Annotated in this window: 12 protein-coding genes; 10 read left to right on the forward strand and 2 right to left on the reverse strand. The window is 31.9% G+C overall.

Features of this window, described 5'->3' with window-relative positions; genetic code table 11:
- From TTHT_RS02250 to TTHT_RS02275, 6 genes are read left to right on the forward strand one after another with little or no spacing between them, the layout of a single operon-like run.
- Window positions 1–1326: a GGDEF domain-containing protein gene (locus tag TTHT_RS02250; protein ID WP_201328417.1), complete on the forward strand. Its 1326-nt coding sequence runs from the start codon at window positions 1–3 to the stop codon at window positions 1324–1326.
- On the forward strand, window positions 1316–2407 hold the full coding sequence (locus tag TTHT_RS02255) for a DUF4388 domain-containing protein (RefSeq protein ID WP_201328418.1): 1092 nt from the start codon (window positions 1316–1318) through the stop codon (window positions 2405–2407). Before TTHT_RS02250 ends, TTHT_RS02255 begins: the two co-directional genes overlap by 11 nt.
- Window positions 2391–3044 carry an SPOR domain-containing protein gene (locus TTHT_RS02260; protein WP_201328419.1) on the forward strand — a complete coding sequence of 218 codons (654 nt, stop codon included), beginning with the start codon at window positions 2391–2393 and terminating at the stop codon, window positions 3042–3044. The genes TTHT_RS02255 and TTHT_RS02260 overlap by 17 nt, the downstream gene beginning before the upstream one ends.
- Complete coding sequence (gene lipA / locus TTHT_RS02265; RefSeq protein WP_408033907.1) at window positions 3041–3892, forward strand: lipoyl synthase; 852 nt, start codon at window positions 3041–3043, stop codon at window positions 3890–3892. The genes TTHT_RS02260 and lipA overlap by 4 nt, the downstream gene beginning before the upstream one ends.
- Window positions 3889–4728 carry an archaetidylserine decarboxylase gene (gene asd / locus TTHT_RS02270; RefSeq protein WP_201328421.1) on the forward strand — a complete coding sequence of 280 codons (840 nt, stop codon included), beginning with the start codon at window positions 3889–3891 and terminating at the stop codon, window positions 4726–4728. Before lipA ends, asd begins: the two co-directional genes overlap by 4 nt.
- Entirely contained in the window at window positions 4719–5783 is a 1065-nt protein-coding gene (locus tag TTHT_RS02275; RefSeq protein ID WP_201328422.1) for a ribonuclease H-like domain-containing protein, read from the forward strand. The genes asd and TTHT_RS02275 overlap by 10 nt, the downstream gene beginning before the upstream one ends.
- Window positions 5784–5964: 181 nt before the next feature.
- Here TTHT_RS02275 and TTHT_RS02280 read toward each other — a convergent pair whose 3' ends face one another.
- Both TTHT_RS02280 and TTHT_RS02285 read right to left on the reverse strand, forming a co-directional pair.
- Window positions 5965–9768, reverse strand: a complete 3804-nt coding sequence (locus TTHT_RS02280; RefSeq protein ID WP_201328423.1) for a hypothetical protein — start codon at window positions 9766–9768, stop codon at window positions 5965–5967.
- 44 nt (window positions 9769–9812) lie between these two features.
- Complete coding sequence (locus TTHT_RS02285) at window positions 9813–10688, reverse strand: nuclear transport factor 2 family protein (RefSeq protein ID WP_201328424.1); 876 nt, start codon at window positions 10686–10688, stop codon at window positions 9813–9815.
- A 514-nt stretch (window positions 10689–11202) separates the two neighbouring features.
- Here TTHT_RS02285 and TTHT_RS02290 point away from each other — a divergent pair.
- The 4 genes from TTHT_RS02290 (at window position 11203) to TTHT_RS02305 (ending at window position 16577) form a co-directional block, all read left to right on the forward strand.
- A complete protein-coding gene (locus TTHT_RS02290) occupies window positions 11203–12849 on the forward strand; it encodes a right-handed parallel beta-helix repeat-containing protein (RefSeq protein WP_201328425.1) in 1647 nt (548 codons plus the stop codon).
- A gap of 270 nt (window positions 12850–13119) precedes the next feature.
- Window positions 13120–14277 (forward strand): GGDEF domain-containing protein, encoded by a 1158-nt coding sequence (locus TTHT_RS02295; RefSeq protein WP_201328426.1) that lies wholly within the window; start codon window positions 13120–13122, stop codon window positions 14275–14277.
- Between the two features lie 108 nt (window positions 14278–14385).
- On the forward strand, window positions 14386–15318 hold the full coding sequence (locus tag TTHT_RS02300) for a PIN/TRAM domain-containing protein (RefSeq protein WP_201328427.1): 933 nt from the start codon (window positions 14386–14388) through the stop codon (window positions 15316–15318).
- Window positions 15315–16577 (forward strand): tetratricopeptide repeat protein, encoded by a 1263-nt coding sequence (locus TTHT_RS02305; RefSeq protein WP_201328428.1) that lies wholly within the window; start codon window positions 15315–15317, stop codon window positions 16575–16577. The genes TTHT_RS02300 and TTHT_RS02305 overlap by 4 nt, the downstream gene beginning before the upstream one ends.

Below are 16577 nucleotides of genomic sequence, written 5' to 3' on the forward strand. Positions count from 1 at the left end.
ATGAATATTATCTTTGTTGACCTTGATAAAAAAAAGGAAAAAGAGTTTAAAACATTTTTCGAGCGTTCTGGTTATTCAGTTGTATTTTTAACTTTTGATGAATTGCTCGGGATTAACAGCGAGAATATTAAAAACGGTAGTGTTGTAGTTGTGTGCTCAGACAATATTGAAAACGCTTTAAAGTGTTTTGACACATCCCTTTCCTTTGCAAAAAATGTTGTCCTTTTGAAGGATAATTATACTCATGGGTGGTACAGGATTTTTCACAAAAAAGGTGTTTTTGATTTTTTGAAATTCAGGGATGGTATGGAAGAGATTGGAGAGACAATTTTTAATGCCTTCAGGGAAGAAAACCCCTTTTACAAAAACAAGCTTCTTGAAAGGGAGAAGTCTCTTTTAAAATTGGTAAAAGATGTATGTTTAACACTTGAATTTTCTCAATTGTTGAACTTGTTGATTGATACTTTTCTGGATTTTATCCACAGTGAAAATGCGCTTGTTTTTGTAAAAAATCCTGAAATAGGGATTAAAGAGATTAAAAGGGGAAAATTCAAAAATGCAGGTTTTGTGGAAAGTATTTTAAAAGAGGTTAATGCAGATATAAATAGCTTTGAAAAAAACAGAAAAATAGAAAATGATGGTTTAATTTATCTTATATTTCCATTGATATGGGAAGGGGTGGTACAGGGAATTATTTTGCTTGAAATTGAGAGTGAAAAGTTTAAAAGCGATATGATTTTTACCTGTGAGAATTTTTTAAAAGAGATTGAGCCTGCTCTTGTGAACTCCCTGTCTGTTGAGCAAACAAAGAAATTAACCACAATAGATGATTTAACAACATGTTTTAATAGAAGGTTTTTTGATGAATATATTGAAATTGTTTTTAAAAAATCGAAAGAGAATGGCAAAAAATTTTCCCTTATTTTTATGGATTTAGACAATTTAAAAGATGTGAATACAAAGTATGGACACCTTGTCGGAAGCCAGATTTTAAAGTCTGTTGCAGAGAAAACTATTGATGCTGTGAGAGGGATTGACAAGGTTTGCAGATTTGGGGGGGACGAGTTTTGCATCATTCTTCCCGATACAGATTCAAGGGGGGCTAAAAGGGTTGCTGAAAGAATTAAGGAAAATATTGTTAAAAATGAATACTTTTTAAAAGATTATCCAGATATCAAGGTAACGGCAAGCTTTGGGATAGCAACTTATCCCGACCATGGGGATGATGTTGAATCTCTTATAAGAGTTGCTGATAATGCAATGTATATGGTCAAAATGACAACCAAAAACGCAATTTATGTTCCGGAGATTGATAATGGAGGATAAAGGAAGTTTTAGCCATTTAGATATTTATAAATTTTTTGTTTATGCTGGAGAAAACCGTTTAAACACTATTTTGTATTTTTCAGAAGGGTTCAGGGAATACAGAGTGTTTTTCAAAAATGGGAAAATTTCGTTTATTCTGTCTGGTGATAAAGATGAAAGATTTGGTGAATTCCTTGTTGTAACCAATAAAATAACCATTGAACAGTACAGAATTACAAGTGAGAAAATTTTGCAGGAAGGGAAGAAGTTTGGGTATGCTTTAATTGAAGAAGGGTTTATGACTGTTGAGGAATTGTATAATTCCCTCAATGAGTATATGCTTTTCCTTATCTCACAGGTTTTTTCATTAAAAGAGGGGGTCTTTGCAAAACTTGAGTTTGAAACACACACAGAACTCCCTATGAATTTAACAATCGATTTTAGAAAAGCAATTTATCACGGAATTAAGAAGAATTCTTATTTTTCCCTTATAGATAATTATCTTCCAGATTTGAAGGTTATACCAAAATTTATAGTTTCTGTTGAGGATGTTTTCAAGGTATTACCTTTAAGTGTTGAAGAGCAGGAAGTTCTGGAATGGATTGATGGGCAGAATTCAATATCTTCAATATGCAATTACAGTAATTTAAGCCAGTTTGAAACACTAAAACTATTGCTGATTTTGAAATTTTCAAATTTTATAAAATTTGAGAGGTTAAAGGATGAGGAGAGTTTTTCAATAAACTTTGAGGAAGAACTGGAGAAATTATTAAACAATTACAATTCAAAATTTGAGAAAATCTATACAATTTTAAACTCATTGAACCCTGAATTGTTTGAAAGGCTTAATACAGAAGTTTTTGAAATGCTTGAAGACAGATATGGAGAATTAGTAAGGGATATTGATTTTTCTTCGTATGGATATATAGACTTTGATGCATTTTATAGAAACCTGTATAATTTGAATGAGTCTGAGAGGCTGGAAATTGCGGAGAAATTTCTTGAAGATGTTTTGAAGGAAACTATGTTTTTTATTGAAGAAAACGGAGAAAAGGATTTTTACCAATCTCTGAAAAAGGTAATTTATGAAAGAAAAGCTTGATTCAACAACTTACCTGACAATTTTTGCGTGGTCGATTATTTGCTTTCTTGTCGCCTTTTTTTTAGGAATGTGGGTGGGAAGCAAAGCCACTTTAAAGCCAGATAGAAAACCTGTTGAAAGGGTAAATTACAATGATGACTTTAACCCTCAGTATGAAGAATTTGGCGAAAAACCTGTTGTAAAACCTAAAACAAAGAGTTTTAACCAGGAAACAAAAATAGTAAAAAAAGAGTCTTCAACAGAAAATAAAAAAAAGAAAAATGGAGTTCGGGAAAACACCGGGCTAAAGCAGCCAAGAAAAACTGCAAAAACTTCTTCTACCTCAAAAAGTGCAAAGAAAAAAACAGTAGCTAAAAAATCAACTCAGAAAAACAAAAAGCCAACCATAAAAAGCGGGGTAGAACAGAGGTATATGCTTCAAATAGGTGCTTATAAAAAGTTGAAGGATGCTAACAGATTGAAGCAAAGGTTTGAAAAAAAAGGCTACTCTGTTTTTATAGTTAAAGAAAGAGGGAGAAAAAGCGTTTTTTACAAGGTGAGAATTGGTACATTTTACTCTAAAAAAATTGCATACAAGGTTAAAAAAAAGATTGAAAGAGAGGATAGAATAAAGGCATGGGTCGTTCCGATAAAATGAAGCTTCCCTCATGGATATCAAAGGAAAAAGTTGTCTTAAGGGATTTGCATAAGATTAAATCAGCGTTGAGGGAGAAGTCTCTTCACACTGTTTGTGAAGAAGCAATGTGTCCAAACAGGGGAGAGTGCTTTAAAAAGGGTACGGCAACCTTTTTACTGCTGGGAAATATTTGCACAAGAAACTGCAGGTTTTGTTCTGTTCCCAAAGGCAAACCTTTACCTGTTGACGAAAAAGAGCCTGAAAATATAGCAAAATTTGTTTTTGAAAACAAAATTAAATACGCTGTATTAACAATGGTTAATAGAGATGATTTGCCTGACGGGGGGGCATATCACATAAAAAAAACAGTGGAAGAGATTAAAAAACTAAATCCTTCTGTTAAAGTTGAGGTTCTTGTTGGAGATTTCAAGGGAAATTTAAGGGATATTGACACTGTTTTAGAGGCTAATATTGATGTTTTTAACCACAATATTGAAATGGTTAAAAGGCTTTTCCCGAAAATCAGGCCTAAGGCAGATTACAAAACTTCCCTGAAAATATTAAACTATGTTTTTAAAAATTACTCAATTCCAGTAAAGTCCGGCTTTATGGTTGGATTGGGGGAAAGCAAAGAAGAGATTATTGATTTGATGAAAGATTTAAAAGCAAACGGGGTTTCTATTTTAACGATAGGCCAGTATTTAAGGCCTTCAATGAAAAATGCTGAGGTAAAAAAATACTATACCCCTGAGGAGTTTAAAGAGTTTGAAGAAATTGGTTTAAATTTAGGTTTTGACTTTGTCTTCTCTTCCCCGTTTGTGAGAAGTTCCTATATGGCAGAAAAGGTGTTTGAGGGATTGAAAAAATGAAAATTGTAAAAAAAGTCTTTTTAAAGGCTTTGTCCCATCCCTTTTACTCAAGGCTTTTCGGCAGATTTACAAGGGTAAAAAAACCGAAATTTTTTGCAAAAAGGGTAATTAAATACTATATTTCTATCTTTGACATTGATTTGCAGGATGTGAAAAAGCCTCTAAATGAATTTGAATGCCTTTCCGATTTTTTCATAAGGGAGTTGAAAGAGGGAACAAGGGAGATTGATTTTAATCCTGATATTATTGTATCCCCAACAGACAGCCTTCTCCTTGAGGTTTCAAAGATTTCTGAAAATGGAAAGGTTTTTCAAATAAAGGGAAGCGAATACTCAATGGAAAGCCTTGTAAAGGGTTTTGTTGATATTGAAAAGTATAAAAACGGGGATTACTTCCAGCTTTACCTTTCACCAAGGGATTACCACCGAATACACTTCCCGTTTGATTGCAAGGTTAAAAAGGTTTTCTATATTCCGGGAAAACTTTTGCCTGTAAACCTCTTTTCCCTTGAGAATTTTAAAGAGGTGTTCAACCAAAATGAAAGGGTTTTACTAATCCTTGAAAAAGAGGGAGTTGAGGTTTTGTGCGTTCTGGTTGGCGCATACAATGTTGGAAGAATTGTTTTAAGTTTTACCGATTTTATTACAAATGATAGATTTCCCAGAAAGCCTGCCCCAATTAACATTGAAGGTTTAACTGCAAAAAAAGGGGAAGAGTTGGGAATGTTTATGATGGGCTCAACAGTGCTTTTGTTTTTCCCTGAAAAAACGGTTTATCCCCTTAAAAAAAGCGGTGATTATGTAAAAGTGGGTATGCCAATAGCAAAATGGCTTTAGATTTTTCAAACATCCACAGTTTAAACCAATTTAAAAAAAATAATGAGAAAAAAGAAAGCAGGGATTTCCCCTTTGAAAGGGAAAATGTGTTTGATATTGATTTGCCTTCAGAAACTTCAATCTATCCATTTTTTAGAGAGGATTTTGCTCTTCAAGATGCCATGTTTTTTGATACAGAAACAACAGGCCTTTCCCACGGTGCAGGCAATATGGTTTTTCTTGCAGGGATAGGGTATGTTGACAGGGGAAAACTTGTAATCAAGCAGTTTTTTGTGTCAAATCCTTCCATAGAGTTTAAGTTAATAGAAACCTTGCTTGAACTTTTTGCCAATAGAAACATTGTTATTTCCTACAACGGCAAGTGCTTTGACATACCTGTAATAAAAACAAGGTGTGTGATGAATGGAATAAACGAGCCTGATGTTGAACAGATTGATTTGTACCACATTTCAAGGTTTGTATGGAAAGATAAACTAAGAAGCTTCAGGCTTGTTGACATTGAAAGAGAAATTTTAAAATTTGAAAGGAAAGATGATTTACCAGGCTCAATGGCTCCCTTTGCTTACAGAGAGTTTTTGTTGAGGGGTAAAACAGAACTCCTTGAAAGGGTTTTTAAGCACAATTTAAGAGATGTATATTCTTTATTTGAGATTTTTAAAATAATTTGCAATAAAAACAATATAGATGTGCTGTTTGCAAAGGCAAGGAAGTTTTTTGCTTTAAAGGAATTTGATGAGAGTTTAGATATATTGAGGCATATTCTCTCTCTTGAAATTGATGACATAAACAAAAAGAAGGTTTACTCGCTTGCCGCAAAGTGTTTAAAGAAGAAGGGTGAGTTTGAAAAGGCTAAAAAACTGTGGCTAAAAATCAGGGATGTTGAGTCTCACATTGAGTTGGCAAAGTTTTACGAACACAAGCAGAGAGACTATAATAAGGCATTAAAACACACAGAAATGGCGTTAAGCAAAACTAAAGAAAAAACCCCCCTTTTTAAAGAACTTTTAATCAGAAAGAAAAGGCTTATTTCAAAATCAGGCTATTTTGATTTATGATTTTACTCAACAGGTGTTGCCGGGGTAAAAACAAGTTTTTCCTGATTCTCCCCTGAAATATTAAGCCCGCATAAACTTTCAGAATTTGCTGTTGCAATTATTAAATCAAAATATAATTGTTACATCTACGCAACACAAACTAAGATTTTTTAAGAAAAATTGCAGGTTTACGAGTTTATTGTTATTTACAAAATTTCCATTTGAATTTTATGTATGCTTTAAAGCCTGTTCCCCCTGTTTCAAGAACATAGAGTTTTACATAGTTTCCCTCAAGTGTTCTAACGCAGTATGTGTGCCCTTTAATTGCAGGGGTATTTTCATAGTAATCACTGTAACCAGTTTTCGGGCATTGTTTTACACTTTCAATGGGAACTCTTCCCATATCAATAATGAATCCAACATTAAAGTATGGTTTGTCATAGCCTTCTTCTTTTGCGTTTGGGTTTACATAGCCTGCCGCAATATCCTTTTCCCTGTTTGAATAGGTGTTTGTTTCAAAGTCAAGGGAGTATCCCCCTCCTTTAATCTGCCCGTGGCTAATTAAAGCAATTTTGTAACCTGTGTCTTTTATTTGTTTTTTTGCAAAAGAATTTAAGAATGAGTCTCCCTCAATTTTGTCAATTAAAGTGTAAGTTGATGTTTGAGTAACTGTGAGGTGTTTTGTAATATAAACATAAGCAGTGCCGCTTTTGTTGATGTCTCCATTAGTTCTCCATTTTACTTTTACCTTTGCTGTCCACATACGAAAATCTGGGTCTTTTTCATAGGTTTTCATATTTTCAAGGGTTGTTTGTTCAAATATCAGGTTGTGCTTAAATTTTTTCCTATTTTCGTTTGCATTTTTGATTAATTCATTTCTATATGTAAAACCTGAGAAAAATTTATTTATATCCTTATTGTTATTGTAATAGTCCAAAAAGGTATTCAGGTATTTATCAATTTCGTTTGAGTTGGAATTTACAAAGTTTATTGTCACAAACAAAGGCTCTTCCACTTCTTTTCTGTTGCTTTCAATGTGAAAGATTACAGTATATGAATTTTCTATTGAAGGTTTTTCTAAGTAACAGACAAATTCATTGTCTGGTAATAGTTTGCACTTTGCAATTCCCTTTGGATATCTTAAGGTTATCTCTTTGGGATAACAACTTTTGTTTTTGCCAAAAACCTTGTACTTCCCTCTTACCTCAATTCTATTTCCCTTCAAGTCTGAGGGGATAAGGTAAATGTACTTAGAGACTTTTTTGCCATTAACAAAAACCTCTTCAATCTCTGGGAATTTACAATAAACACTGTAATTTGCATTTAAATAATCGTTGAGTTTACTCCTGTATGTTTCAATATCAAAAGATGGTTTAAATGGTAAAATTTCAGCCTCGTTCAAAGCATCTGAATACATTTTTAGATTATCCTGGTTTATTCCCATATTTAATACATTGATTATTCTATTTTCAATTTTAGATAGTTTTTTAAACTGGGTTTCACAATTGTTTATAATTTCATTTAAATAGTTGCACTTCTTGTCACTTACATTAATTTCAATAATTTCTCTTGCGCCGCTGTCAAACTTTTCATACCTCTTCAAAATATCTTCATCCCAGGCTTCAATTTTACTGGCAATTCCTCTAACAAGTGAAATGTATCTTTTTAATGAATGGTAATCGTCTTCTAAAGCCTTTACATAAGAATGGCAATTTGAGGCTTCACTCTTTAATCTATCCAATTGTTGTCTGTAAACAGAAAGGGGTAAGTAAGTGTTTGTATTTCTCTTTTTCTTAACTTCCGATATTACTTCTTCAGGGGTGTGAAAATTACTATTCAGGGATTTTATGTTTTCATTGTAAGAGATAACTAAATTAGTTAAAATTCCCTCTAATTCCCCTGCTTTGTTCTCAAGGTTGAAGAGTTTATCTCCCTTTTCCTTGCTTATCTTTTGAATTAGGGAATTTAAATCAACAGCAAGCAAACCAGAGATTTCCTTGTTCAACAGTTTTTGATTTTCTAAATACAGTTTATAATCCTGAAGTTGCTGGTAAATATTACTTAATAAAAAGAGTTCTGATTCCATTTCTGAAATCTCATCCATTCCCTTTAAATAGTGTTCTTCAACATTGAGGTCGCAGGGGTCTTTATACTCTAGTTCTGTATAGTATGGTTTAAAAAAATCTGGAGGGAAAACCTTCCATTTTGCAGGGTATCCCTCAAGGAGATAGCCAATTTCAGAGTATTTATCCTCAAGTTTTTTAGTTAACTTGTGCATTTTTATATAGTATTCACCGGCATAATCATTCAAAATATTTACTTCTCTTTCTAAAAGTTTAATCTTGTCTTCAATACATTTTAATTCGCTTGTGGAAGTTTTTATCTTTTCATTTAATGTGTTAAGTGTTAAATAGGTTGGAAGGCTAAACCTGTAACCTGTAACATTTAAATTATTAAAAAATTGAGTCTTTTCTTCTTCGTAAATTTTATTTATTTTATTCCCGTTTAATTTGTTTAGTTTGATTTTGGCCTGGTATATTTTCTGAATAAGGTCATCATTTATACATATTTCTCTTTTTATGTTGTCTATTGTTTTTAAAGCCTCTTTTCTCTTAGAGATAAACCTTGAGTCATACTGTTTAAAGGTTTTATTGAACTCTTGCCATTTTTTCCACTGATTTTTGTCTTCTGATTCTGAAAGGGTATATTTTGAGGCCTCATTATATACTTTTTCCCTTAAATTAAGGAATCTCTCAAAGGTAATTTCCCCTGATGTGAAACTGTCAATTAAATTTGAATAATAGTTTAACAGTGGAGAAAAATCAAAATTGTTAATGTCTTTATGAAAGGTGTTATAGAGTTGTTTAGAAATCTCTGTCAGTCTATCTTCAAGTGAAATAGGGGTATCTGAAACTATTTCGGTAAACTCTGTTTTATCAAAGTTATAAATATTTTCTTTTATTTGTTTAACATCTTCATTTGTTATATTTTCATTAGTATTGTTATTTTGATTATTCCCACTCTCCTTTAATTTTTCCAGAACCTTTTTTTTAAATCCTTCGTTTAAAATGAAGAGTCTAACATTTTGTGGATTTACTTCAAAGTTTGCTTTCTTTAATTTAATGCAAGCATCCTTTATATCCCCACTTTTGAGATTTCCAAGAAAGTTTACAATTGAAACATACTGTTTAAGTGAAATCCTGTCATCCTTTTTCAGAGAAAGGTTTATGTCAGCCACTCTTCCAACAAGAATTCTGAATGTTTGGTCATTATCAAATCTCTTTAAATTTTCAGCATTAATGGGAAGGCCTGCAAGTTCAAGAAACCTTGCAACTCTTTTGTAATGGATTTTTAGATTTGTTAAATGCCTTTGATATTCATTTAAAGCCATTTTTGCAGCCATTTCTGCCTGTTTTTTTAGAAAATAATACTTTTTGAATTTTGTGTGAATTTCAAATGTTTTATTCCATGCTTCCTTTGTAAATGCGTCTAATGCACTTTTTCTTTCAGTTGGAAGTTTTATTGCTAATATAGTATTTTCATGAAAATTAATCCAGTCTAACATCTGATTTTTTACCTCATTCCAGGGGGGAACCTTGCCGGATTTTTCCCACATTTCAACCTGTGGTTTTAAAAATTCATTGGTAAATTTTTGCATATTGAATCTGTCACTCCACTGTTGAACAGAGGTAAATGAAAATTTAGCAAAATTCCATGCCACTCCAATCAGACCACCTGCTTCAGAGCCAACAAGAATGTTTACAAACTGCTGTGCAAGTTCTTCAGATGCAACCATTTTTGCCTGTTTAAATTCCCCATTGGCAATGTGGTCTAAAACCTGAAACACACTTTCAACTGGTACATCTTTGCCTAATTTCTTTTCTAATTCAGAGTGAAGTTGATTTTTTACTTCATCTTCGGCAATTTTGTTTACCAGTTTACTGTCGTAAGAGAAGGAATTAAATTGAAAAATTAACAAAAGGAGTATTAAAACAATCCTTTTCATAATCAGCCACCTTTTGATTATTTTTTTTATTCTTAAAATATTTTTTACTCAAATTTTAGAAATACTCCAAAAACCTGATATTCCCCATTATTGTTAATAAACTCAAAATTAAATCCAAGGTGCACTGGGGTGGTTGGATAGTATCCTTTAAAACTTATAATTCCATGCTCTTCCTTTTCTTTGCTTGTTATAACAGGTTTCATATTCTTAATATCCTGCCAGTTAATTTTAGCCTGTTTAAAAACCTTGAAAGCCTCCTGCATTCTAACAATGGAAACGGTTTGTTTGAACTGTGGAGAGGTTGAATTATAAAAATCTGTGTAATCATCACTTAAAATAGCCTTTACCAACTTTACCATATTGGTATGAACCAGATACTCTTCATTTAAAGATGAATTATTTACCTGTGTTGTGTTTATTTCAGTATTAGAAAAATTATTTTGATTGGTATTGTTCTGGTTAGAATTATTTGGGTTGGTGGTATTAATTGGATTGCTTTCCTGAGTTTCACTTAATCCAGTTTGAGGTAAGTGAATGTGGTCTATTTTCCAGTCACCATTTTCTTTAATCAGGTCAACTTTTATCTTCAAAAAAGAACCATCGTAAAAATTTACCTTTCCCTCCAATTTTCCTGTGCCGTCTGCATTTGCCTCTTTGGTATAAAAGGTGCAATCTGTATAGTATTTAAATCTGTCGTAAGGAAAGGCTTTTTTTACCTCATCAATGGTTGTTATTCTTTTAAAATTTTCAGATAAATACTTTTCCGCTTCCTGATAATTGTTGTTTTTTATTGAGGTGAAAAAATTGTCTGCAGTGCTTGTTAAAGGAGAACTAAAATAAGATACTGCCACAAAAATTCCAACAACAAATACCACAAAGAATACAAACAATGCTCCTATAATTGCAAAAAAGGTTTTCATTTTTACCCCCTGATTTTCTATAGTTTTTTAAATATTTTTAATTTGAGAATACAATAGTTTGAAATCAATGAATTGTTTAAAAATCTGGTATAATTTCCCATAACTTTCACACTCTAATGTGCTTGTTTTTTTATTCTAACTCAAAAAAATGGTATTTACAAAATTAATTATGAATACCATTTTAACTTGTTGACCTAAAAAATTATGTTTTTTTATAAAAAAAGATATTTTTTATGGTTTTTTATCTGTCACCAACTTGTTGTTAAAAAAAATTTCAGGTGAAACTATATTAAGTTAATTTATATTTATCCTTTTTCACTGTTTGTTAATTAATTGATTTCTCTTTACTTATTATCTTTTTAAATGTTTTTTTGAAATTTTTATTTAAATGTTTAATAATGTTTCTAACAATAGTGCAATTTATTTGAAATTTAATTTTGTTTGTTAAGAGATTAACGGTAATTTTTTGTTTCAAATAGTTGCACAATGAAATTTACATTATTGGAGGCTTTTTATGAAAAAATACTTCTTTGTATTTGCCTTTCTTTTCTTTTTTGTAATGTTTGCCTTTCCAAAAGATATATATGTTAGGGTAGGCTCTTCTGGAAACGGAACAAAAGACGCACCGTATGGAAAACTCTGGAAGGCTATTTCAAAGGCAGTGAGAGGAGATGTAATCCATGTTGCGGCAGGAACTTATTATGGAAAAGGTGGTTCAGGAAACTTTACAATTGGTGTGCCAAATTTAACCCTGGTTGGTGGGTATAATGTAAACTTTACTGAGAGAAATCCCTTCAAATACTTCACTATTTTAGAAAGGGCAAAGGATTATAGAGGTGGTTTTGTCGGCCTTGGTGAGGGAATTATTGAAGGAAGTGAGAAGAAAGACCACAGTGGTCTTATAGTTGACGGTTTTGTGTTGAATAGTGAAACCAGAAACGCTTATGCCCCGGATAAAAGTAAAATTATTCCTAAAAAATCATGGAAAGGTGCATTGTTTAAAGCGTACAGCAGAAACATTACCATTAAGAATTGTATCTTATTAAATCCTTATGGAAATGGAATATATGTAAAGTGGCAGGGTGATAAAAATGAGGTATCAAACAACTTTATAATCAACACCTTTTATGCGGCCATAAGTACAAGAAGTGCCCAGCCAAACTCTAAAATTTTGATTAAAAACAACAATATTGTTTTTGGCTGGTTTCAGCCTGGAAAAGGCGGTTCTTACGGTCTTTTTATTGGTAAAAATGGAAAGGTTGTTGTGAATAGCAATATCTTTGCCTTTTTTCAGACAGAGGGCGGAGAGGCAGGCTATGCTGTAAGCAACAATTTTGGAAATGACTTTACTGAATTAAAAAACAATATTTTTTATCAGTGTCAGGGAGGTTTTTATACCTATCTTGATGAGGATGGAAAGAATTTAGTGGTATGGAAGAAAGAAGACTTTGATGATTTAAACAGTGATCCTGAAAGTTATATGCTTGAAGAGGCAGGCGGTAATAAAATCCTTAACCCTGGCTTTAAGCCTGATAAGTGGTATTTTGAAAAATTCTCAAATTTTGTTGCATCAAAGCCCGGTAAATTAAATATGGATGAGATGAATCAAATAAGAAGTATTCTTGGTCTTCCACTTGAGGCATCAAAAGGCAGTGCAAGGAAAAATTGGGGTATGCCTTATCCACTGAGTAAGGTAATTCCCAACCTTGTTTCAAATAAGGGAGCAGGTGTTGTCGTAAATAAAAAGTTTGAAGAGTATTCCTCAAAATCAACTGGTGGTGAAAATCTAAAGTATACAAAGGTGGATTTCGAAGATTTCAGTATTTCGAAGAGGGGTAAAACATTTAACGGAGAAGCGGTTGAGTTTTTTGCCGGTATTGGAAGCAATGGCTATGATTACTTTTTAAAGGATGCTTCAAGGTCAGATTATGTTTGTGTAAAATTTATTAAACCTGGAGAATCCTCTTTTACAAGAAAGTATGTTTTTGGGTATATCCTGAAAGGGTCAAAGGCTTATAAGAAATTTTTAAAGTATTCAAAGAGAAAAGATAGATACAATAAAGCTGGTGGAATAAAGGTTAAAGGGAAGGCATATTATATCGGCAAGCCGTCTTACCTCTATCCGGTTGGTATAATAATTTACGACTTAAACAGGCATTAATTATTTAGAGGGGGATTTAATCCCCCTTTCCTTCGTTTTTTCCCCATATCTTTACTTATCTTTTGTGATAAAAATTAAATTGTTTTCAAAGATCAACAGTAAAGCTTTAAAAATTTTAACTAAAACAGAAAATAAACTTTGCAAATTTTTATTCCTTCAAAAATAGAATTTGATATAGAAATCTAACCTTATGTGTGCTATTTCACACTTAAAAGTTTGATATTTTATAAAAAATTAATTAAATTGATAGAAAGTATAGTGGGAGAATACATGAATAACTTTGCTACAGTTGATAGTGCGTTATCTGCCTGGTCTATATTTATTCAATTAATGATAAATATTCCTCTGTTTTTAATGTTTTTAATTTCCTGGTTTACTGCAAAGAGAAAGGTTTTTGTTACATGGTCAATTGCATGGGCAATAAATTTAATTGCTTTGGTTATGGTTTTATTAGCTGCTAATTGGGAGATGTCTTCTTACTACGAAACAAGAGTTTTTTTCTATTCAATGTATGCATCAGCAAAGATAATATTTGCTGTACTTTTGTATTTGTCTGCTATACAGTTTTCAAGAAGGAATGAAGCAATAAATATTCCTATCATTTTTCTTTTTTCATTGGCACTCCTGTTCTTTATGTTTTTTTTAGCGATTGATTTCCACCCGGTTATAATTCAATTTATAGTGTATGGATTAGTTTGCCTGTTATTTTATTCAAGTGTATATGTTTGTGTTAAAACAAGTTTAATTGAGTGTAAAGTTGTTGCATTTGGGTTTTTTGTCCAGGGGACAATGTTTTTGCATCATTTTATTATTTTAACTTTATGGTTTACTAAAGAAAGAGTTCCTGTCTATATGAGCAGAATTTCATTTTTTGACACAATTAGTGAATTTGTTCTTGCATTGACCTTTTTTTTAGGGGTTATTATACGGGTAATTAATGAGTATAGAGAAATGAATATTAAGCTTGAGCAAAACCAGGAAAATTTGAGAACTCTTGTAGACATTGATCCTTTAACTGGATTAAAAAACCGAAGGGTTTTGAGGAGTTTTTTTAACTCAATTAAGGGGCAAAGTGGTTGTATTGCTTTTATTGATGTCAACAAATTTAAACAGATAAACGATAATTGGGGACATACGGTGGGAGATAAGTGCCTTACTGCAATTGCTATAAAAATGAAAGAAGTTTTTAGATTTGAAGATGGATTATTCAGGCTTGGGGGAGATGAATTTCTTATTGTCTGTCCTGAAATTTCAAAAATGGAAATGATTAATAGATTAGATAAATTTAAAAAAGAGATAAAGCATTTTGTCAAAGGTGTGAGCTTAACTGTCGCTGTTGGAGTAGATACATTTGAAAAAGACTCTCATTTAGATCAAGTGTTAAAGAGAGCAGATAAAGAAATGTACAAAAACAAGAAATCAGTTTGAGGGTTATTTATCTATTTTAATACCCGGCAAAATTTAAACAATAATTGAAAATTTTATGTATAATTAAATTACTTAAGGTTTTTTGATTATTATAAGAGAGAGGTTATTATGATGTACTTCAGGATTTTTGGTTATCTTATTCTTTTAAGTTTTCTCTATTTTTTCAGGCAGGATTGGGTATTGTTATTAACAATTGTAGTTTTAATTGCTTTGTTTGATTTTATTGTTTCAAATCTCAAAGCAGGTGCGGTGTTTTTTACAATTCTATCTTTTCTTGTGTTTTCAATTATTTTACTGGTGTTAAAATCATTTGGTTTAATTCCCCAGGATTTTATCCCTTTTGTTTTAACAGCTGTTGTTTTTCTATCCTTTATTACAGGATTCAGGCTTGGGAATTCTGAGAGGTTTCTGTTTTTTGATGCGGATTTACCTGAATACAGAGGTTGTGTAAGGATATTGGATGCTTCTGCTTTAATGGATGGAAGGATTTATCAGGTAATTGAAACAGGTTTTCTTGATGGGACTGTAATGGTGCCGAGGTTTGTTATTCATCAGATAGAGAAGATTTATAAAACAGGTTCAGATTTAAAAAAACAGAGGGCAAAAATGGCTTTAGAGCTTGTAGATAGATTAAAAAATTTTAAAAACATTAAATTTGTGCTGTGTGAATTAGACCTTGCAAAGGAAAGAGACATTGACCACAAATTAATTGCCCTTGCGAAGAAATTTAAAGCAAAGGTTGTTACAAATGACTACAGTTTGAATAGGATTGCCAGTATTAATGATATTTCTGTTTTAAATATAAATGATCTGGCAAACGCATTGAAACCAATGGCTTTGCCAGGTGAAATAATTAGAATCACGCCAATAAAAAAGGGTAAGGAAGAGGGGCAGGCTGTTGGTTATCTTGTTGATGGAACAATGGTTGTTGTCAATGATGGTGAAGACAGTATCGGACACGAGGTTGATGTTTTTATAACAAATGTTTTGCAAAGCTCAGCAGGAAAGATAATTTTCGGAAACAAAAAAACATTGCAATGAAGAAAATAACAATAATTGTTTTTCTTTTATTTTCTCTGAATCTTTTAGCAGAGGGATATTGCGTTTTTCCTTTTGAAAATAGAGGAGATGCAGGTTTAAACTATCTGAAGTACGGTTTTGAAATTTATATTGAGTCATTACTAAATAGTGATATTTGCAAGAGAATATCTGCTGTGGAAGAGATGGATATTCCTCTAACCCAGAATTTAACCCTTGCAACAAAGATTAAAGTTGCTGAGAAGATGTCTGCAGATTTTCTAATAACAGGTTTTTTTCAAAATGATGAAAATACTGTAAATTTAACCCTTAAAATTTTTAAATTAGACGGAGCAAAAAGCGAATATGTTTTTAAGGGAAGCCTTGATGAAATATTTAACAATAGTCTAAAAACTTTTTTGATGAAGTTTGAGGGTGCCAGGTGGCCTTACAGGGATAGAATTGATGTCACCATTTTTGAGAAGTATGTTAAGGCTGTCTCTTTACTTTGTATTGACAAAAATTCCTATCTGGCAGAAAGTTATCTTAACTATTTGGTGCAAGATGAATTCTATTTGAGAACTTTGTTTTATAAGCTTTATAATCTTGGGGAATTTGATATTGCTAAAAAGTACTTTGAAAAGATAGAAAATAAAACTCCGACAGATTACCTATACGGCGGTCTGGTTGCAGTTAATTTGGATAATTATAATCTTGCAATTGAACTTTTTAAAAAGGGAAACAGGCTAAAGCCTGATGATATTTTTCTAAACAATATTGCAGGGTGTTATCTATTAAAAGGGGAATATTCGGTTGCTGAAAAAGTATTCCCTGAAGCCAATAAATCCTGTAATTATTTGCTAAACAGGGCTATTATCTTCATAGAAAATAAAGATTATTTAACCGCAAAACATCTGTTGAAAGATTTTTGCTTTAAATATGGCCTTACAGAAAGAAGTATGGATATTTTGTCTGTGTTGTTAAAAAAGGCCAAGGTAGAGGTTTCTATCTTCAAAATGTCTAATGAAGAAGGTGATATTGCATCTTCCTTTGAGTTTCTTGATAAAGATAACTGTGATTTTAAGGATATTAGAGGGGTAATCGAGGATTATAAGTTAAAAGCAAAAGAGTTTTTAAATTCTGGTAATAAAAAAAGGGCAGAGGAGTTTTTTAAAAAAGTGATACTTTTAAATCCATTTGAAAAAGATGTTCTAACTATTCTTTGCAATGATTATAATGATATAGATGCGTGTAAACTTCTTAATTTTTCGGAGGAAAATTAA

The sequence above is a fragment of the Thermotomaculum hydrothermale genome, assembly GCF_016592575.1.
GTDB classification, from domain to species: domain Bacteria; phylum Acidobacteriota; class Holophagae; order Thermotomaculales; family Thermotomaculaceae; genus Thermotomaculum; species Thermotomaculum hydrothermale.

Coding starts and splice junctions, on each gene's coding strand:
- TTHT_RS02295 (WP_201328426.1), top strand. CDS start 13,120: ATGAATAACTTTGCTACAGTTGATAGTGCGTTATCTGCCTGGTCTATA.
- TTHT_RS02275 (WP_201328422.1), top strand. CDS start 4,719: ATGGCTTTAGATTTTTCAAACATCCACAGTTTAAACCAATTTAAAAAA.
- TTHT_RS02300 (WP_201328427.1), top strand. CDS start 14,386: ATGATGTACTTCAGGATTTTTGGTTATCTTATTCTTTTAAGTTTTCTC.
- TTHT_RS02305 (WP_201328428.1), top strand. CDS start 15,315: ATGAAGAAAATAACAATAATTGTTTTTCTTTTATTTTCTCTGAATCTT.
- TTHT_RS02285 (WP_201328424.1), bottom strand. CDS start 10,688: ATGAAAACCTTTTTTGCAATTATAGGAGCATTGTTTGTATTCTTTGTG.
- lipA (WP_408033907.1), top strand. CDS start 3,041: ATGAAGCTTCCCTCATGGATATCAAAGGAAAAAGTTGTCTTAAGGGAT.
- TTHT_RS02255 (WP_201328418.1), top strand. CDS start 1,316: ATGGAGGATAAAGGAAGTTTTAGCCATTTAGATATTTATAAATTTTTT.
- TTHT_RS02260 (WP_201328419.1), top strand. CDS start 2,391: ATGAAAGAAAAGCTTGATTCAACAACTTACCTGACAATTTTTGCGTGG.
- asd (WP_201328421.1), top strand. CDS start 3,889: ATGAAAATTGTAAAAAAAGTCTTTTTAAAGGCTTTGTCCCATCCCTTT.
- TTHT_RS02290 (WP_201328425.1), top strand. CDS start 11,203: ATGAAAAAATACTTCTTTGTATTTGCCTTTCTTTTCTTTTTTGTAATG.
- TTHT_RS02250 (WP_201328417.1), top strand. CDS start 1: ATGAATATTATCTTTGTTGACCTTGATAAAAAAAAGGAAAAAGAGTTT.
- TTHT_RS02280 (WP_201328423.1), bottom strand. CDS start 9,768: ATGAAAAGGATTGTTTTAATACTCCTTTTGTTAATTTTTCAATTTAAT.